Genomic DNA, 18,378 nt, shown 5'->3' on the forward strand with positions numbered 1-18,378 from the left:
TACAAGAATAATAAATTCCGACCCTTCCACCCTTTGGACCGTCGTTATCGTCGGGTAAGGCAAATGCTTTTCCGAACCCGCTCCCTGTCAATAAACTCAAGAAAAATCCTTTTGCCCTGCATATGTCATAGAGATTTTACATTACCGAAGGATACAAACGCGCAACGTGTTTGATGAGAGGGAAAAAGCGCTCCCTGCCGGCCGAACTCTTTGCTGTTATGAAGTCCAATGATTTCATAACAAGTTTTTTTCTTACGTACATTGTTTTGCTGAGAACATTTTTCCGGGCAGATCAAGAAAGCGCAGAACGATGAACTTGAAAATCAAACCTTACAGGGTTCCTGTGTTTTTTTTCATCCTCGCACTTCTTGGATTAACCTGGTGGTCTTTCGGGGTACGCCAAAATGCTGACGAAATCAGACGCAAAGGCCAACATCAGATTGTTTCGGGCCTTTTTAACATTGCGGAAAGCATCATCTATGAAGTTGATCGAAACAATAATTTTCAATACAACCACATGATGGTTACTCTGGAAAAACTCGTCAGTGGCTCGCCATTGACATTCATTTTCCTCGAACAAGATGGTAAACGTGTTTTCCAAACGTCCGGAGCACCAGCAACCCTGAGTCTCCCCTCCACCGAAGGAGAGCAATTCGAAGAAAACCACTTTTTATTCTGGCACAAAACAAAAATATTCAACGACCCCACCTTCACATCGACACCTCAACCGGCAATCGAGGACATTGAAAAAAGCCATTCCTTGAATGAGCAGAGATACCGGACCTTGGTCATGGGTGGAGAATTTGTCAGGGACAAGCAAGAGTATGCAGAGGCTCTGGGCAGAATGTACTTCACCCAACTTGTTGCATTTCTTTGTGTTGCCGCCGGCTTTATTGTCTGGTTCATGATGATCAGAAGCCGGCTGCTCACAGAACAACTCAAAGTGGAAAGAATTCGCTTAGCATATATTGAAGATCTGGAATTCGGTGCCTCCGGCCTGGCTCACGAAACAAAAAATCCACTCGGAATAATTTCGGGCATTGCCCAACAGATCATTCGTGATCCGGCTATACCTGACAACAGCCGGAAAAAACTTGAACAAATTATAAATGAGGTGGACAAGACCACCGCACGTTTGGGCCATTTCCTGAACTTTGCCCGCCAAAAAAACGTGAAAACTGTAGCCCTCGACGCACAAAACATTATTGGCAAGGTAATTTCCGTGCTTCAAGCAGAGTTCGAGGAAGCTGGCGTTGCGCTGGAATCAGAATGTCCAGCGTTTCAGATTCTTGCTGACGAGGAAATGTTGCGGCAGATCCTTGTAAACCTTCTTTTAAACAGTCTTCAAGCCTCATCGAAAAACGGCATGGTCACCGTAAAATTACAACGCAACAGGAAACACGCTGAACTTGTCGTAACAGATAATGGGTGCGGGATTTCACCGGAACTCCTCCCTAAAATTCACAAACCCTATGTAACAGGCAGAACCGAAGGGCATGGCCTGGGAATGGCAATAGTTAAACGATATACTGACAACCTTAGATGGACAATATCGATCTCGTCGGAAATAAACGAAGGAACAACCGTAACCATTTCCGGCATAATGATTTTAAAAGTTCAGGGGCAAAATACATGACCCATAAGATACTCGTTGTCGATGATGAAACACGTTATCGAGGCCTGTACCGACAGGTCCTCGAGTCAGTAGGCTTTTCAACCCTTGAAGCCACCTGTGTTAAAGAGGCTCTTGAAATCATTCAAAACGAACCTCCTTCGCTCATCATCTCCGATGTCCGCATGCCTGATGCAAGCGGCCTCGAGTTGCTTCGGACAACCAGAGAAAAGCATATCGCTCTTCCGTTTCTTCTTGTAACAGCATATGCAGATGTCAACGAAGCCGTAAAGGCCATGAAGCTCGGAGCGGTCGATTATCTATCCAAACCGGTTGATCTGGATGAACTCGTCACGGCTGTTCAGGACGCTCTCAGCATCAAAGCTGCAAAGCCGGAAATCATTATTCCTCAAGAAAAACTCGATGGAGTCATAGCTTACAGCTCAGCGATGCTCAACATCCTTCATGATGCTTACCGAATCGCTGCCAGTGATGCAAACGTTCTCATTATGGGTGAAAGCGGCGTTGGCAAAGAAGTGCTGTCCCATTTCATACATAAATGCAGCCCTCGACACAACAGACCGATGGTGGCAGTAAACTGTGCAGCTATTCCAAGCACACTTCTTGCAAGCGAAATGTTCGGGCATGAAAAAGGTTCTTTCACCGGTGCAGAAAAAAAACGTCAGGGACGCTTTCGTGAAGTCAGCGGCGGAACTTTGCTGCTCGACGAAATTGGCGATATGCCTCTGGAACTTCAGCCGGCGTTTTTACGCACTATAGAAACCGGACGTATAGTACCTATCGGTAGCGATAAAGAAATAGCAGTAAATTTTCGCCTTCTTGCCGCGACAAACCGGAATCTGGTTCAAGATGTCAAGCAGGGTCGTTTCCGGAAAGACCTTTACTATCGTCTCAATGTCATTGCCATTACAATCCCACCACTGCGTGAACGCAAAGAAGACATTCTCCCCCTCGCCCGCTTTTTCCTCAATCGCGGTCACGCCGAAACAAAAAGATTATCAAGAGAAGCAAGCAATATTCTCGGTTCCTACCATTGGCCAGGAAACGTGCGGGAGCTTGCAAATGCCATGGAACATGCCAGGCTTCTTTGTCAAACTGATATTATTGTGCCCGAGCATCTCCCCCCGACAATCCGAAACTTTATTGCATCCCATACTGAAGAAACAACCCAAAAAGCTGTTCCGGAGAAAAAAATCATCAAAACGCTCGAGGAAATCGAGATCGAAAGCATAAAACAAGCGCTCGAGCTCTCCGGTGGAAACCGCACACGTGCAGCAAAGCTCTTGGGAATAACCCGAAGAGGTTTCATCTACAAACTCAAACGTTTCGGCATGACCTGAGGCATATCTTTCAATTCGTGTTGACCCCGCGAAGTGTTTCTTACTTTCTCCCGCTGTAACATCTTTTCACACCGGCACACCTTTTCGCGTGAAATTTTTTCACACCCGCCCTCTTTTCAAAGCGTGAACCCCTACGTACCGAAAGAAACCGGCAGGCAGCGTGTAGCGTTGTATAGCCTTTTTACGTTTATTCGGTAATTCTGCTGCTTTTTGTCAAAACTGGCACATAACTTGATCAAACACATGTGAACTGAAAAATAACTGGTCAGTGACAGTCTTTGCACACCTGACTATAAAACAAAACACTAACGATAAAGGAGATCACGATGAAACATTTTTTCGGCTTACTCTGTGCATTTCTGTTATTTTCAAGAGTTGCCCCGGCCTCTGCTGAAAAACAAAGCGAGGAAGACAGGGTTCTCGGTCCCGCATTTATAGCAAAATTCGATACGAACAAGGACGGCAAGGTATCCATGTCGGAGTTTCCCGAAACAAGTGAGCCTTTTCCCGACTTTTATAGACTTGACAAAAACAGGGACGGTTATATCGACAAAGATGAGGTTCCGACACAACCGGCGCCGTCTTTTGAAAACACTTCTTTCCTGGCAACATTCGATACAGACAACGACGGCAAGATATCTATGTCAGAATTTCCTGAAAGCGACGCACATTTTCGGGAGTTTGACAAAAATAATAACGGCTATATTGAAGAAAACGAAATTCCGACACAGCCACCCCCTCAACTTCAAATAGGCAGACCATAAATTGAACACACGTCCGGGAAAAACGTAAATCAAGCGCATTTTTTTCCAGCTATACCTATCCGGAATTCCAGTTTGATTGATTCCAGCAGTATCCGGGATTCCGGATTGCGGCGGAAACAAGCCGAAAAACTTGTATAACCTCGTTACCACTAATGACTTTATTCTATATAATGAAAGGTCTTTCAAATGGAAATCATCAAAACTCGCGACCTGCGTAAGGTGTACAACATTGGGGATGTTTGCGTTGTCGCACTCAAAAACAACTCATTCATTACAAACCCCGATGCAGCCGTAGAAGCTTCGGCTTCCCAGCAAAAAAACCTGATAAGTATTTTAGGATGTATCGTGCAGTCCGATTCAGAACAACACTGGTTCAGCGCTGAATGTTTTTCAGTCCTTTCAAACGAACAGAGAGATCAGGCCAAAGAACAAGCCCATATGCTTGTCTTTCTCAAATTCCACTTGCTTCGAAACGCAAGCTCTCCTGAGAAGTTCTTAATGCCCTTGCTGCAGCCAACCATCCCCGACGATGTTTTGCGTAAAAGGGCTACAGAGTTGATAGTGCAGCTCGGCCTCGAAAAAAAAACAACAACAACATCTTCCCTGCTTTCTGAAAATCAAGTGCTGGGCTCAATGGACAATGATCAAAAAACAACGGTCATTTCCGATGAAAGAGGTGAGATTCCAGAGCTGTTTCAAACCCTAAACACAGAGGGGAAAACGAAAATTTTTATATTCACCAAAGATCGATATGCAAACCGCCTCATCGGCGCAGGTAACGGAGCAGTTGAACCTGATTCTTCTACAGGCCCTCCATTGTGCCGAGAATAAATGAAAACCGTATCAATCTTTTCTTGCTCTGTCGCTTCAACAGCGCTCATTGCGCCATAAATACCAAAACCTGCCTTGCGAGGCAGGTTTTGGTAATAAATCAAAGAACGTAGGAAAAGTTACGCTTCTGCCTTTTCTTCTTCTTTGGCAAAATCAACAGTAAGCCATCCATCTTCAAAACTGGCTCCGGTTGATTCCAGGCCTGCAATGAAAATCGGCAATGCAACGATCTTTTGATAATCCCCGATCCTGATGGTGAGATCATCACCCATTTTAAGAATCTTGGGCTCAAAACCCATATCCTCCATAAACGGAAGCTTAACCCTTACCTTGTAGTGACCATCATGTACTTTCTGGATATCGATCGGGTCTTCCTTGAAGAAAATCTCCGTCGGATTCTTATCACCGTAGATTTTCTCTCCTACCTGCCGGAGCATATCAAGCCCTACGACTTCCTGATCAAACAGGGGAACCTGACCGATCGGAATCGGAGAAAACGCGTTATTAATCTGCTGGATGTAGTTCTGCTGAATGTTTCGCCATTTCTTGAAATAAGGATCCTGAGTCTGATCAGGCATGACCCTGTTGATGGTGATACTGTCTACAGTAATTCCATACAGATTGAGATACGTAAGAGCTCTCATGGACTCTTTGATAACCATCTTTTCAGGGTTCATCACAAGGCGAACCGTTGATTTTGAGCCATCAGCGAGAAGCTCGATAATCCCCTCGGTAGAAGAAAACAGGTTGTCCACCTTTTCATACACTTCTTTAGGAGCAACCATGTTGTCTATTTTCTTCACTTTTTTGGACAATGGCCTGATCACCGGACTTACCATATATTTTTCGACGTTGCGGATAAATTTTATAAACCAGCCGAATGTTTCAGGCAAAGACAAAAGGCGAAGTGTTTCACCCGTCGGCGCACAGTCAACAACGAGTAGATCGTAATCGACCTGCTCTTCGTTATAGCGTTTGATATAAGACAGGGAAAAAAGCTCCTCCATGCCGGGTAACACACCCATTTCTTCTGCATATATACCTTCAACCCCTCTCGATTCCATAAGCTGGGCGAAATGCTCACGGACAACGTCCCAGTTAAGATTGAGATCGCCAAAAACGCTGACTTCCTGTCCCCAGAGATTTTCAGCAACCTTGACCGGAGAAGGTCCAAGTTTTACATCGAGTGAATCACCGAGGCTGTGTGCAGGGTCCGTTGACATGATCAACGTCTTAAAACCCAAATCAGCAGCTTTTAACGCCGTTGCAGCGGCAACAGAAGTTTTACCTACTCCTCCCTTACCCGTAAAAATAATATTTCGCATACGTTATTATTCTCTTTTAATGGAAATTAAAAAGCAGTTTCCCTTATCCCAAAAGCCACCGGTCCTATCATATTTCAAGCAAACTGTTTCAAAAAGGCTAAAGATAATAAAATTATCCTTTTTACATACATACAGAAGCTCTTGAAAACCGATTCTGCGAAAAAACCAGCTCATTCATGTAACCAGACTGCGCAACAATCAAACCATCAATTTATCTTGATTGTAAGCCGTTGTCCAGGATATATCGTACGTTTTCCGCCTAATTTGTTCCAAGAGACAAGTTGACTGACACTCACCCCATATTTCCTGGCTATAAGGCCAAGGCTTTCTCCCCTCCTGACTTTGTGAATTTTTGTCGGAGCAGAAAGTTTAAGTTTCTGACCGGGATATATCGTGCGCTTCCGTCCAAGATTGTTCCAGGAAGCGAGTTTGCTCACACTGACACCGTACTTTCCGGCTATAAGACCAAGACTTTCACCGCGTTTCACCTTGTGATAACTTGGTTTTTTCGATGATGTCCGGGTGGAAACGCCATAAATCTTGAGCCTCTGACCGGGATATATCGTGCGTTTCCGCCCAAGATTGTTCCAGGAAGCGAGCTTACTCACACTGACGCCGTACTTTCCGGCTATAAGACCAAGACTTTCACCGCGCTTCACCTTGTGATACACGACGGAAGATTTTGCCGGACTCCCGGTTCCCGGTGTTCCGAACACCTTGAGCTTCTGTCCCGGATAAATCTTCGAACTTTTCAGGTTATTCCACCGTATAAGCTCACTGACATAGCAGCGGTAGGTTCTGGCTATCGAGGCCAGCGTCTGACCGCGCCTTACGACATGTATGTTTTTTTTCTGCTTTTTGGGAGAAACAGCTTTGGGAGAAACCGCCTTCACTTCTCGAGCTTTTGCCAGCAAAGCCGCTCCGTCAAGTCCCTGACGGGTCTTGTGCGCGTAGATTTTCTTTTCTTTCCGGTTAAACTTGCCGAGATACTCTTTAGGAAGTTTCAAATAGTAAGGATTACCGGCACCTGCTGGAACAAGATTCAACTTGAACTGAGGATTGAGAAGCTGAAGATCCTCGACAGAAACACCGATAACCTCGCTTACCTGATCGAAAGCAACAATCTCCGATACACGAACCGCCCCGATATCGTCATACGAGTACACTGGTTCAAGAGAACTGATATTGTGCTCACGGTAATAGTTCATGATATAGGTAACTGCAATAAAAGCAGGCACATATCCCCTGGTTTCCGAAGGAAGATGCGGCCAGATGGACCAGTAATCCCTGGCACCGCCCGATCGCCGAATCGCCTTGTTCACATTTCCGGCTCCGGAGTTGTAGGCGGCAAGCACAAGAAACCAGTCCCCATATATATTATAAAGATCTCGCATGTGCCTGCATGCGGCGATGGTTGCTTTCTCCGGATCGAAACGGTCCTCGACAAAGGCTGACGACTCGAGACCATACATCTTTCCGGTTCCATAAATGAATTGCCAGAGCCCTTTCGCATTTGCCCGTGAAACCGCAGTCGGGTTGAGTGCCGACTCTACGATTGCCAGATACTTCAGCTCGAGAGGGATATTGTACTGCCGGAGCTTTTTTTCGAAAAGAGGAAAATACATATCGGCCAAACCGAGAACCTTTGCGGTCAGCTTGCGCTTATCAACTGAATACAGCTTGATAAAGCCTTTGACATGGCTGTTATAAGCAAGCCTGAGTGGTGTTTGACGATTCAACCGGGCAATTCTTTCCGAATAGGTTTCATCGTCAAACTGCGGAATAAATGTAGCATGATACCCGTCAATACCACCGTCTTTCCACTTTTTGAATTTCCTGTCGCTGAAATATGTTGTCGTCACATAGCTGTCCAGCATTTCAGCCACCGCCGAGTCATCAGCAACATTACCTTTCTTGCCCGCAAAACTGTCGGAAAAAACAGCCGTTTGCAAAAGCAGCAGGACAGCCGGAAAAATATAGAAATGAGCGACTCTCACGAACACCGTATCGTTAAGAAGGTTTGCAACAATTCCTGACACAGTACAACACAAGCATACGTTTTAAACATAAACACCCCTCTTCATTATTACAACCAGCTTGTTTGAACCATTACGATCTGCCCTACAGAACCGGTGACCGTTTCGCCTGTCTTCTCCTTCAAGTCATGCCGGCCCTCTCGGCTGCAACAGCCGGTTTTTTCTTGATTTAATACACCACACGCCAGAGAAAAAGGCCTGCCGGATCAGCCGGCACCAGTTTTTTCACACGCTTACCGGTTCGAAGCGCCTCTTCAAGTTCACCTGGAGAGGCCTCGAGTTGTGCTGAAACCAGAAAACGAACCATGGTTCTGAGAAACCTGCTTGCCGAAATTCTGAAAACAACCATATCACCCTGGCGTTCCCACGCCGCACTGTAGACCGTACAGAATGTATTGTCTGCTGCACCGTTATCTCTGGAATAGACTGAAAAGTCATGTTTACCGACAAGCTCTCCTGCACAGAGGTTCAATTGCTCGAGGTTCAACGGCTTTGAAATGCAACCGGCATATCTTCGATTGATTGCCGAAGGTTTTTCAAGCAGAAAATACCGGTACTCCCTTACAAGTGCACTGTAACGAGCATGAAAATTATCGGGAACTTCCTCCATTTCCATCACACGGACTGCAGGGGGCAAAAGAGAGTTTACGGCATAGGATAAACGATGAAGCTTCAAGGCCGACGAGACCCTGAAATTCGCGACCTGTCCTCTTGCATGAACGCCCCTGTCTGTTCTTCCGGCCGCTGTAAGCAAAACATGTTCCTGAACAATGCGCCCCAAAGCTTCTTCAAGCACTCCCTGAACGGTACTCACTCCCTCAGGCTGCTTTTGCCAGCCTGCATAATCTGTACCGTCGTACTCTATGGTCATACGAATATTCCTCATTGGGGAGTAAAATAGCTTTATGTACATTAGTTACCTAAGTGTACCTGACTTGAGCACTTCAGAGTTCCGTTCCGCAACCATTTTATCAGTTGTGATCAGTACCTGAACAAACGAGTTCTCATGTCCGGCCAAACGCCAAACAATATTGCAAATTCAGCTTAACAACAGCAATCAGGAAAATTTGAGCTCACATCATCTTGAAATAGTCCTCAACGCACTTGACCATGTAAGGAAAAACGGTGCATCCTCATCATATTGTGTTCCGAATATTTGGGCGAACAACTCCAAAGGGAAACAGCAGGTCTGTCCGGCCGATCATTACGGAAAAATCCTTGAAAAACTTTTATCGCGCAAACCCGCTGCGTTTTCGAAGCCCGGCTCAACTGCAGACGATTGGACACGCAACAGCTTTGTTTACAACCTGTTCGTTCGTCTTACCACAGCATTCGATCACGACAGTGACGGAGCTATAGCAACCGATCCGCTCCCTTGTGGTTTTCGTGAAACCGGTACATTCCTTAAATCAATAGCCTTATTACCTTATCTCGAACGCCTCGGGATCAACACGATTTACCTTCTTCCGGTAACAATACCGGGCAATGCAAATAAAAAAGGCAACCTTGGCTCTCCCTATGCCGTAAAGAATCCGTACCGAATCGACCCTTTGCTGGCGGAACCCGCCCTCGATCTTTCCGCTGAAACAGAGTTCGCCGCCTTCACACAAGCCGCTCACCACATGGGCATGCGGGTCGTACTTGAATTTGTATTCAGAACAACTTCTGTTGACGGCGATTGGGTAAGGCATCATCCCGATTGGTATTACTGGCTCGAAGCAAATCCGGAAAACGGTTTCGCCCCGGAATCATATGCCCCTCCTGTTTTTGATCCGGAAACACTCAACACCATCTATGAAAAAGTAGATAAAAACGACCTTTCCAAACTACCGGAACCGTCTGAATCGTTCAAGCGACAATTCACCCAAACGCCCGAAACCGTAAAACTCTCTGAAAAAGGAGCTCGAGGCGAGACTGCCGACGGAACTTCCTGTGTCGTGGCCAGCGGGTTCTGTGACTGGCCCCCTGATGACAAACAGCCCCCTTGGACAGATGTCGCTTATCTGAAATTGCACCGGCACGAGTCGTTCAACTACATCGCTTACAATACGATACGAATGTACGATACTGCGCTCGACCGTCCGGAATATATGAATGAAGAACTCTGGAATACCATTGCAGATATTATCCCCTATTTTCAGAAGCACTTTCTGATCAACGGGGCAATGATCGATATGGGACACGCTCTTCCCTCCAAGCTGAAAACCACCATTGTTGAAAAAGCACGAGAGAAAAATCCTGATTTTGCGTTCTGGGACGAAAACTTCGACCCCTCTCCCTCTATCAAGGATCAGGGGTTCAATGCTGTCTTTGGCTCCTTACCGTTTGTGATTCAAGATCCGATCTATATCAGAGGGCTGCTTAATTACCTGAACAAAATAGGTGTGGTCGTACCTTTTTTCGGAACCGGCGAAAATCACAACACTCCGAGGGTATGCCACAACCTTGCCGGGAAAGCGGCCTGCAGGAACCGATCAAGATTCATATTCGGCCTCGCAACGGTTCTCCCTGCCGTACCGTTCATTCATTCCGGTATGGAAATCTGTGAGTCGAAACCGATAAACCTCGGGTTGAACTTTACCGATGCGGACAGAAAGCGATGGCCCTCTGAAAAGCTGCCTCTTTTCAGTACAGGCTGCTACGACTGGGCAGACTGCAACGGCCAGGAACCCCTCACGGATTTTGTCGCGACCATGTTATCTTTACACAAAAGATATGCCGATATTATTCAAAACGGCAAACCGGGGTTCCTTTCGCTGCCTTTCGTCTCTTCCCCGGATCTGTTTGCGGTCATGCGCAGAGGCGAAGGAATCAACCTTCTTTTCATCGGAAACAGCAACTCGGAAAATAACGCCGCAGGCTATATGGAATTTCATCGGAAAAGTTTTACGATAACCGATATGGTTTCAGGAACTGTTTACCAGGTATCCGATTACAGGCTGGAACTCGAAACCGGACCCGGGCAGTGTTTGCTTTTCGAAATTCCCGTTTAATTTCAAACACAGAATTTTTTATCACTACTCAAAAATCTTTAATCACTACACATTATGTCTATTCTTGTCGTTGGTTCTCTGGCTTTTGATGATATCGAAACTCCTTTTGGCCGGTCGGACAACACCCTGGGCGGTTCATCCACCTATATCGCCCTTTCGAGCAGCTACTTCTCTGATGAAATCAAACTTGTCGGTGTAGTTGGCAATGATTTTGAGGATAATCATTTCCGTCTCCTGCACAACAACGGTATCGATACCAAGGGACTTCAGGTCATTGACAACGGCAAAACTTTCCGCTGGAGCTGCCGGTACCATTATGACATGAACACGCGGGACACCCTCGACACCCAGCTCAATGTATTCGCAGATTTCAACCCGCATATCCCTTTGCAGTACCGCGAAGCAAAATACGTCTGCCTCGGCAACATCGATCCGGAACTGCAAATGAAGGTACTCGACCAGGTTTCGAATCCCGAACTCGTGATCCTCGATACCATGAACTTCTGGATAGAAGGAAAACCCGAAGAGTTGAAAAAAACGCTCGAGAGGGTTGATATTTTCATTCTCAACGACAGTGAAGCCCGACTCCTCAGCGGCGATCCGAACCTTGTCAAATCGGCAAGAATCATCAGAAATATGGGACCGAAAACATTGATCATAAAAAAAGGAGAGCATGGTGCGCTTCTCTTTACCGATAACGGCATCTTTGCAGCGCCTGCATATCCTCTGGAATCAATCTATGATCCAACCGGTGCAGGAGATACATTCGCCGGAGGGTTCCTCGGACACCTGGCAAGAGCAGGAGAAATCAACGACACGGAACTCCGTAAAGCAGTCCTTTACGGAAGCGCCATGGCAAGCTTCTGCGTTGAAAAGTTCGGGACTGAAAAATTAGCAAATCTCGAACTGCTCGAAATTGAAGACCGTTACCAGAGCTTCCTCGACCTCTCTAAAATCGAGGAATAAGAAAACCTGCAGCAGGATAACCGGCTCATAAACTCGGTTATCCTGCCTAACTGCAACCCAGCCCTGAAAAGACATGGAGCAGCTCACCAACCTCGATTTCAGCATCATTGCCGGATATTTGGCACTCACCTTGCTAATAGGCCTTTATTTCTCGAAAAGGGCCTCTCAAAATGTCAGTGAGTTTTTTCTCTCAGGACGACAGCTTCCCTGGTGGATAGCCGGAACCGGTATGGTTGCAACCACTTTTGCTGCCGATACACCACTTGCCGTAACAGGACTGGTAGCCAAACACGGCATTGCAGGCAATTGGCTTTGGTGGACGTTCGTATCCGGAGGAATGCTCACTGTTTTTTTCTTCGCACGGTTATGGAGACGCGCGAACATCCTGACCGATCTGGAATTCATCGAACTGCGCTACAGCGGTAAACCCGCACAATTTCTCCGTGGTTTCAAGGCTGTTTATTTCGGCTTGTTCATCAATGCAGTGATTATCGGCTGGGTTAATCTCGCGATGTACAAAATCATCAAGATAATGCTGCCGGAACTCAATCCCGAAATGGTGATCGTAGCCTGTGTCCTGTTGACCACACTGTATTCCGGCCTTTCGGGTCTCTGGGGGGTCACCATTACCGACACATTGCAGTTCGTCATTTCGATGGCTGGATGCATTGTCCTTGCCGTATTGGTCCTCGATGCGCCGGAAATCACGCAAGCCGGAGGCCTGACAAAAGCACTACCGGAATGGATGTTCGACTTTTTCCCTGTGATAACCGACAAAACCTCATCCGGCAGTTTCGGCTCCGCATATGAACTCACTTTCGCGTCATTTGCAGCTATGGCATTTGTCCAATGGTGGGCCTCGTGGTATCCCGGTGCCGAACCGGGAGGCGGCGGTTACATCGCCCAGAGAATGATGAGCGCCAAGGATGAAAAGCATTCACTTCTCGCCACCCTGTGGTTCATCATCGCACACTACTGCCTTAGGCCCTGGCCCTGGATTATTGTCGGACTTGCAAGTCTTGTGCTGTTTCCTGACCTGCCTCTTGAACAGAAAGAAGACGGTTTTGTCTATGTCATGCAGTCTATTCTCCCTCCAGGGCTGAAGGGATTGCTGATAGCCACTTTTCTTGCAGCTTACATGTCCACCCTCTCAACACACCTTAACTGGGGAACCAGCTATTTGGTCAACGATTTCTATAAACGTTTCATCAACACCAGCGCATCCTCGAAGCATTATGTCTTCATTGCGAGGATTTTTACCGCAGGTATCGCTATTTTTGCGCTTTTCATAACGTTTTTCGTACTTGAAACCATCACAGGAGCCTGGGAATTCATCATCCAGTGTGGGGCCGGAACCGGGTTCGTGCTGATTCTTCGCTGGTACTGGTGGAGACTGAATGCCTGGTCGGAGATAGTTTCCATGATCACTCCGTTTGTAGTGTATACCTGGATCATGCTGTTTACCGACCTCGAGTTTCCGAGCTCGATCTACATTATCGTGGTGTTCACGATTGCCGCAACCCTGATCGCCACCTATGCCACTCAAGCTACTGAAGAAAAGCAACTCCTGGCATTCTACTCAAAAACAAGAGTCGGAGGAGTGCTCTGGAAAAAAGTATCCGAGAAACTGCCGCATGTAGAATCGGATAAAGGATTTTTGAGGCTGTTTGCAGACTGGATAGGAGGGGTCGTTCTGGTTTATTCCACTCTGTTCGCAACGGGAAAATTTATTTTCGGTGAACATCAGCAAGCCATCGTTTATTATGCTATTGCCCTGCTTGCCGGAACATTCATCTATATTGATCTAAGCCGTAAAGGATGGAACAATCTGAAGTAAATAAACCTTCCTACTATCGATTAAGATATAAACATGTCCAAGCTGAATATTGTCCTCGCCTCTCAGTCACCACGCCGCCGGGAACTTCTCGAGTTGATGCAAATACCGTTCACTGCCATAGCGGCAGACATCGACGAAACCTTTAATCCTGATCTCCCGGTTACCCGGAATATCATGGACATCGCAGAAAAAAAAGCACGCGCCGTAATAAAAAAACTCACAAAGAGCACTGCAGACACCGTCATACTCGGAGCCGATACAACAGTAGTTTTTGGCAACAAACCTCTGGGCAAACCTTCTGGGCGCGAAGAGGCATATGCAATGCTTGCAGAGCTTCAGGGAACCTCCCACAAGGTCATGACAGGCTTCGCTTTGCTTCAGGGAACGCTTTGTCATACCGATTACGCAACGACCCTTGTCGAGTTCTCCCCGATGACCGGAAAAGAGATAAACCATTACATTGACACGCAACAACCATTCGACAAAGCAGGTGCGTACGGGATCCAGGACCCCTTCATGTCTTGCTTTATCCGGCGTATAGAAGGCTGTTATTATAATGTGGTAGGTCTACCCTTATCACACATTTATTCTGTCATGCGCACAATGGGATTGGTATAATGACCAGCTGCAATACATCGTCAGAAAACAAACCGGTTTTAGTGATCACCGGGCCGACAGCTTCTGGAAAATCCGCTCTGGCCCATACTGCAGCCAAAAATCTCAAAGCCGAAATCATATCAGCGGACTCACGACAGATTTTCCGCGGAATGGATATCGGCACAGCCAAACCTTCGGCAATCATGCTCGAAGAAATACCCTATCATTTTATCAACGAAAAAGAGATCGACGAAGAATATAATGCCGGCGACTTCGCTTCCGATGCAACCCGACGCATCCGATCTATCCTTGAAAAAGGAAATAATGCCATAGTTGTCGGCGGTTCGACACTCTATATCGAAGGCCTTCTTTGTGGCTTCGCCGATCTTCCGGCAAAAAATCCACAAATCAGACGTGAACTCGAGAAAGAGCTGAAAACATCGGGAAAGAATGCTCTCTATCAACGCTTGCAATCAATCGATCCTGAACAAGCGGCAACCCTCGATCCATCGAAAACTCAACGCCTCGTCAGGAGCCTTGAAATCATAACTATAACCGGAAAAACCGTTACCGAACTCCAAACTGCAGCAAAAAAACGTTTCCATTCCATCACATTCGTTCCGCTTGCCCTCTCATTGCCAAGAAAAGAACTCTATGAACGAATTAACAAGCGTACTGATGAAATGATGGCATCGGGGCTGCTCGCTGAAGCAGAAAAGCTCCACAATCTTTATAGAAAAGATAAAACCGGTCACACTTTCAATGCTCTGGAGACCGTTGGCTACAAGGAACTTTTCCAATATTTCGAAGGAAAGCACTCTCTGGAAACAGCTGTTGAACTCATCAAACAGCATACTCGCAACTACGCCAAACGACAGCTGACTTTTTTTAGAAACAGGCTCGACGTCAAATGGATAGCCGCACCGCGGGATAAAGAAAGTCTACACCAACTGGCGCATGAATTGGTTCACCATTTTTTTTGCCACTAAACACTCTCTCTTTCTTTGAAAACTCTAAGTCGATCACTCTTTTTTGGTGTTTAAGACTCTAAAGATAATAACCGATACAAGGCTTTTTTCTTGGAAAATTTCCTCTTTTTCCTGAAACTTCAAACAGAAGGCAAAAGTAAAAAAACATTTCAACAAAGGCGTTGTAGCATACGCTTGGAAAGTCCATCCTCAAACCATACTTAATGAGCTTGTAATTTGTTGTAAACATAGGTGTTAAGCCTTATTACCAAGGCTGTAAAGATGAAACATTCAGTATCAAAACGCAAAGATCTGATTATTCTTAAAATTGAAGAAACAGTCTTTGACGTTCGGCATGCACGAGCTTTCGGTCAATCAATTGACAAGGTTCTTGAGAGCAAAGGGAAAAAAAATATGATTATCGATTTTTCCTTTGTCAAAGCAATCGATTCATGCGGTATCAGTTCGATGCTTCTTGCCCACCGAAAAGCAAACCAGTCTGAGGGACTTGCAATTTTCGTCTCACTCTGTCAACAGATAAAAGATCTCCTGAAGCTTTCCGGACTGGACAAGCAACTTTACATTTTCACCTCTCTCAACGAGGTCATGACTTTGATCGACTCGTCAGGGAAAGGCAAAAAAAGCCCTAAAAAAACAACCCGTACCAAAGCACCGGCTCTACCGGCAAACTGTGAGGAGTGTGATATGGAGTTGATCTCTTCGTCTGGCTTCAACAATGAAGAAGAAATCATGGAGAAACCTGTAAAAATCGAAGAAAAAACATCCCAACAGGCTATCCCCTCCCCAAAAAGAGGACGCCCTAAAAAGCATCTTCCTCCCTCCATTCGGAATCAAGAGTAAAAAATAATCGTCACCTGAAAACGCACAGTCCCCCCCAAGCTCCGTTTTTATCAGTACGTACAAGGAACCTTTTAGGTAATTTCCCATTTACTTACAACTGCCCCCTTTATCTCTTGTCACGACTTTTTTTAGTCAATGGATACCGTAACACTTTCTTACTTAACCACCGCTGCCGGCGGTCTTTTACTCTGGTTTCTCGAAGGCTTTATCCCGTTTTTCAGCGGTAGAGAATCCCGAGGCAAACATGCCGGGTTAAATCTATCCATTGCAGGCCTCAACCTTTTAATTCTTCTTCCAAGCGGTATCATGATGGCTTTTGCTCTTGAACAGTCAAAAGCCGTATGGTCGGGAGTTAAAGCTCTGGAACTTCCATTTTTTCTTGAAACCCTGTTGGTCATTCTGCTTATCGATCTCTGGATGTATTTCTGGCACAGAATCAATCATGAAATCGATTTTTTCTGGCGGTTTCACTCGATCCACCACAGTGACCCGTCTATGGATGTCACAACCGCATGGCGGTTTCATTACGTTGAAATAGTGTTGTCGGAGTTGCTTCGTTTTCCTGTTTTCATCCTTATCGGTGCGGGCATCGAGGATCTTATTCTTTACTCGATGTTGATGACACCTGTGATTGAATTTCATCACAGTAACGTCAGTATTCCCTCTTCAGTTGACAGATTATTACGGATTATTATACCTACCCCCTTGATGCATCGCGTACACCATTCGGTTACACGCTCGGAACACGATTCAAACTACGGAAGCATGCTCTCTCTCTGGGATAGACTGTTTGGAAGTTTCAGATTGAAAAAGGACGTAAAAAGCATGACAATCGGTCTCGATAACGAAAGCGCCCCTGAACAACAACGTCTTTTTGCTTTACTGGCAAGACCTTTTCACAATTGATAACTCGAAGTATGGTCAGTTATTAGAAAGTTTTTTAACTTTTCCATGTACTCAAAACATCATCCGGCATTGTCGAATAGCAACGTTTAAAACCTCCTCGGAAGATGTTTGACACACAGTTCAAACGACAGGTAGAAAATCTTCTCGAGCCTGCAGGCATTTCTATCAACGGAACAAATGCCTGGGATATCAGGGTTCATGATAGCAGGCTCTTCCAGCGCATTCTTGCCCATGGAAACCTTGGTTTCGGTGAGGCATATATGGACGCCTGGTGGGATTGTGATGCTATTGATGAATTGTTTTTCAGAATCCTGCACAATCGAATCAACAAAAAAATCGCCACTTTCGGGATTTTTGCCAGCTCACTTGCAGGGCGCATTTTCAACCTTCAAGTTCCCTCCAGAGCATTTACCGTAGGCGAGCGACATTACAATACCGGCAACGACCTTTTTTCCCTTATGCTGGATACCGGCATGAATTACAGCTGTGCTTACTGGGGAAACTGTAACAACCTCGAACAAGCCCAACAGAAAAAACTGCAACTGATATTCGATAAACTGAGGCTCAAGCCCGGTATGAAGGTTCTCGACATAGGATGCGGCTGGGGTGGTGCAGCGCTTTATGCAGCAAAACATTATGGGGTCAACGTAACCGGAATCACCGTCTCGAACAAACAGGCACAGTTTGCACAGCAGTTTTGCAATGACCCGTCGGTTTCAATCAAACTCTGTGATTATCGTTCCCTTAACGACAAATACGATCGGATTTATTCAATCGGCATGTTCGAACATGTTGGCTATAAAAATTATCGTCACTATTTCGAAGTTATTGACCGATGCCTTGCAAAGGATGGGCTTTGTCTGATTCATACTATAGGAGGGAACGAACAGTCTACCTCAACGGACCCCTGGATAAGCAAGTATATTTTTCCTAACTCGATGATTCCGGCCGCCAGTCAGATAACTGGCGCATATGAGGGAATATTCGTTCTGGAAGACTGGCATGTATTTGCTCATGATTACTACCTTACATTGAAATCATGGCATCAAAACGTACAAAAAAACCTTGAAAAACTGAATCAACAGTATAGCGAAAGGTTTTTCAGAATGTGGAAGTATTATCTCCTCAGTTGCGCAGGAGCATTCCGAGCACGGAAGCTTCAGATATGGCAAATTTTGCTCTCGCCGCAGGGCATAAAAGGCCTCTACCGCGTCCCGCGGTAGCCGGAAGCCGAGGTCAAAGGTCAAAATTCAAAAGTCAAAAACAATAAAGGACACCTCTATTTATCTATTCCGCGCCGTAGAGTCATGCCGGACGTAAT

15 protein-coding genes are annotated in these 18,378 nt (G+C 45.9%); 12 read left to right on the forward strand and 3 right to left on the reverse strand.

Annotation, left to right across the window (positions count from 1 at the left end; all coding sequences use genetic code 11):
* The first annotated feature begins 310 nt into the window (after positions 1-310).
* From CR164_RS01910 to CR164_RS01925, 4 genes are all read left to right on the forward strand, one after another.
* Positions 311-1,636, forward strand: a complete 1,326-nt coding sequence (locus CR164_RS01910; protein WP_110022215.1) for a sensor histidine kinase — start codon at positions 311-313, stop codon at positions 1,634-1,636.
* Complete coding sequence (locus tag CR164_RS01915; RefSeq protein ID WP_110022216.1) at positions 1,633-2,973, forward strand: sigma-54-dependent transcriptional regulator; 1,341 nt, start codon at positions 1,633-1,635, stop codon at positions 2,971-2,973. Before CR164_RS01910 ends, CR164_RS01915 begins: the two co-directional genes overlap by 4 nt.
* A 326-nt stretch (positions 2,974-3,299) precedes the next feature.
* Complete coding sequence (locus tag CR164_RS01920) at positions 3,300-3,737, forward strand: EF-hand domain-containing protein (protein ID WP_110022217.1); 438 nt, start codon at positions 3,300-3,302, stop codon at positions 3,735-3,737.
* A 186-nt stretch (positions 3,738-3,923) separates the two neighbouring features.
* Positions 3,924-4,568 carry an ABC transporter permease gene (locus CR164_RS01925; protein WP_110022218.1) on the forward strand — a complete coding sequence of 215 codons (645 nt, stop codon included), beginning with the start codon at positions 3,924-3,926 and terminating at the stop codon, positions 4,566-4,568.
* A gap of 119 nt (positions 4,569-4,687) precedes the next feature.
* On the opposite strand, the gene CR164_RS01930 is transcribed toward CR164_RS01925, so the two are convergent.
* The 3 genes from CR164_RS01930 to truA form a co-directional block, all read right to left on the reverse strand.
* Positions 4,688-5,893 (reverse strand): ArsA family ATPase, encoded by a 1,206-nt coding sequence (locus tag CR164_RS01930; protein WP_110022219.1) that lies wholly within the window; start codon positions 5,891-5,893, stop codon positions 4,688-4,690.
* A 206-nt stretch (positions 5,894-6,099) separates the two neighbouring features.
* A complete protein-coding gene (locus CR164_RS01935) occupies positions 6,100-7,932 on the reverse strand; it encodes a LysM peptidoglycan-binding domain-containing protein (RefSeq protein ID WP_239994427.1) in 1,833 nt (610 codons plus the stop codon).
* A 166-nt stretch (positions 7,933-8,098) separates the two neighbouring features.
* A complete protein-coding gene (truA, locus tag CR164_RS01940; protein ID WP_110022303.1) occupies positions 8,099-8,800 on the reverse strand; it encodes a tRNA pseudouridine(38-40) synthase TruA in 702 nt (233 codons plus the stop codon).
* 196 nt (positions 8,801-8,996) lie between these two features.
* On the opposite strand from truA, the gene CR164_RS01945 reads away from it, so the two are divergent.
* The 8 genes from CR164_RS01945 to cfa all read left to right on the forward strand — a co-directional run bounded on the left by CR164_RS01945 (position 8,997) and on the right by cfa (position 18,280).
* Complete coding sequence (locus CR164_RS01945) at positions 8,997-10,922, forward strand: alpha-amylase family protein (protein WP_110022304.1); 1,926 nt, start codon at positions 8,997-8,999, stop codon at positions 10,920-10,922.
* Between the two features lie 54 nt (positions 10,923-10,976).
* Positions 10,977-11,888 carry a carbohydrate kinase family protein gene (locus tag CR164_RS01950; protein WP_110022220.1) on the forward strand — a complete coding sequence of 304 codons (912 nt, stop codon included), beginning with the start codon at positions 10,977-10,979 and terminating at the stop codon, positions 11,886-11,888.
* 73 nt (positions 11,889-11,961) lie between these two features.
* Positions 11,962-13,725, forward strand: a complete 1,764-nt coding sequence (locus tag CR164_RS01955) for a sodium:solute symporter family protein (protein ID WP_110022221.1) — start codon at positions 11,962-11,964, stop codon at positions 13,723-13,725.
* Positions 13,726-13,758: 33 nt separating this feature from the next.
* Positions 13,759-14,343 carry a Maf family protein gene (locus CR164_RS01960; protein ID WP_110022222.1) on the forward strand — a complete coding sequence of 195 codons (585 nt, stop codon included), beginning with the start codon at positions 13,759-13,761 and terminating at the stop codon, positions 14,341-14,343.
* Positions 14,343-15,311 (forward strand): tRNA (adenosine(37)-N6)-dimethylallyltransferase MiaA, encoded by a 969-nt coding sequence (gene miaA, locus CR164_RS01965; protein WP_110022223.1) that lies wholly within the window; start codon positions 14,343-14,345, stop codon positions 15,309-15,311. The genes CR164_RS01960 and miaA overlap by 1 nt, the downstream gene beginning before the upstream one ends.
* Positions 15,312-15,572: 261 nt before the next feature.
* The gene (locus CR164_RS01970) at positions 15,573-16,151 is read left to right on the forward strand and encodes an STAS domain-containing protein (protein WP_110022224.1); all 579 of its coding nucleotides are present in this window, start codon (positions 15,573-15,575) and stop codon (positions 16,149-16,151) included.
* A 135-nt stretch (positions 16,152-16,286) separates the two neighbouring features.
* Positions 16,287-17,057, forward strand: a complete 771-nt coding sequence (locus CR164_RS01975; protein ID WP_110022225.1) for a sterol desaturase family protein — start codon at positions 16,287-16,289, stop codon at positions 17,055-17,057.
* Positions 17,058-17,161: 104 nt separating this feature from the next.
* Entirely contained in the window at positions 17,162-18,280 is a 1,119-nt protein-coding gene (gene cfa, locus CR164_RS01980) for a cyclopropane fatty acyl phospholipid synthase (RefSeq protein ID WP_110022226.1), read from the forward strand.
* Positions 18,281-18,378: the final 98 nt, after the last annotated feature.

This window comes from Prosthecochloris marina (assembly GCF_003182595.1).
In the GTDB taxonomy this organism is placed as follows: Bacteria; Bacteroidota; Chlorobiia; order Chlorobiales; family Chlorobiaceae; genus Prosthecochloris; species Prosthecochloris marina.

What these genes read in the sequence shown, in the direction of transcription:
- CR164_RS01910 (WP_110022215.1), top strand. Translation starts at nt 311, where the DNA reads ATGAACTTGAAAATCAAACCTTACAGGGTTCCTGTGTTTTTTTTCATC.
- CR164_RS01915 (WP_110022216.1), top strand. Translation starts at nt 1,633, where the DNA reads ATGACCCATAAGATACTCGTTGTCGATGATGAAACACGTTATCGAGGC.
- CR164_RS01920 (WP_110022217.1), top strand. Translation starts at nt 3,300, where the DNA reads ATGAAACATTTTTTCGGCTTACTCTGTGCATTTCTGTTATTTTCAAGA.
- CR164_RS01925 (WP_110022218.1), top strand. Translation starts at nt 3,924, where the DNA reads ATGGAAATCATCAAAACTCGCGACCTGCGTAAGGTGTACAACATTGGG.
- CR164_RS01930 (WP_110022219.1), bottom strand. Translation starts at nt 5,893, where the DNA reads ATGCGAAATATTATTTTTACGGGTAAGGGAGGAGTAGGTAAAACTTCT.
- truA (WP_110022303.1), bottom strand. Translation starts at nt 8,800, where the DNA reads ATGACCATAGAGTACGACGGTACAGATTATGCAGGCTGGCAAAAGCAG.
- CR164_RS01950 (WP_110022220.1), top strand. Translation starts at nt 10,977, where the DNA reads ATGTCTATTCTTGTCGTTGGTTCTCTGGCTTTTGATGATATCGAAACT.
- CR164_RS01955 (WP_110022221.1), top strand. Translation starts at nt 11,962, where the DNA reads ATGGAGCAGCTCACCAACCTCGATTTCAGCATCATTGCCGGATATTTG.
- CR164_RS01960 (WP_110022222.1), top strand. Translation starts at nt 13,759, where the DNA reads ATGTCCAAGCTGAATATTGTCCTCGCCTCTCAGTCACCACGCCGCCGG.
- miaA (WP_110022223.1), top strand. Translation starts at nt 14,343, where the DNA reads ATGACCAGCTGCAATACATCGTCAGAAAACAAACCGGTTTTAGTGATC.
- CR164_RS01970 (WP_110022224.1), top strand. Translation starts at nt 15,573, where the DNA reads ATGAAACATTCAGTATCAAAACGCAAAGATCTGATTATTCTTAAAATT.
- CR164_RS01975 (WP_110022225.1), top strand. Translation starts at nt 16,287, where the DNA reads ATGGATACCGTAACACTTTCTTACTTAACCACCGCTGCCGGCGGTCTT.
- cfa (WP_110022226.1), top strand. Translation starts at nt 17,162, where the DNA reads ATGTTTGACACACAGTTCAAACGACAGGTAGAAAATCTTCTCGAGCCT.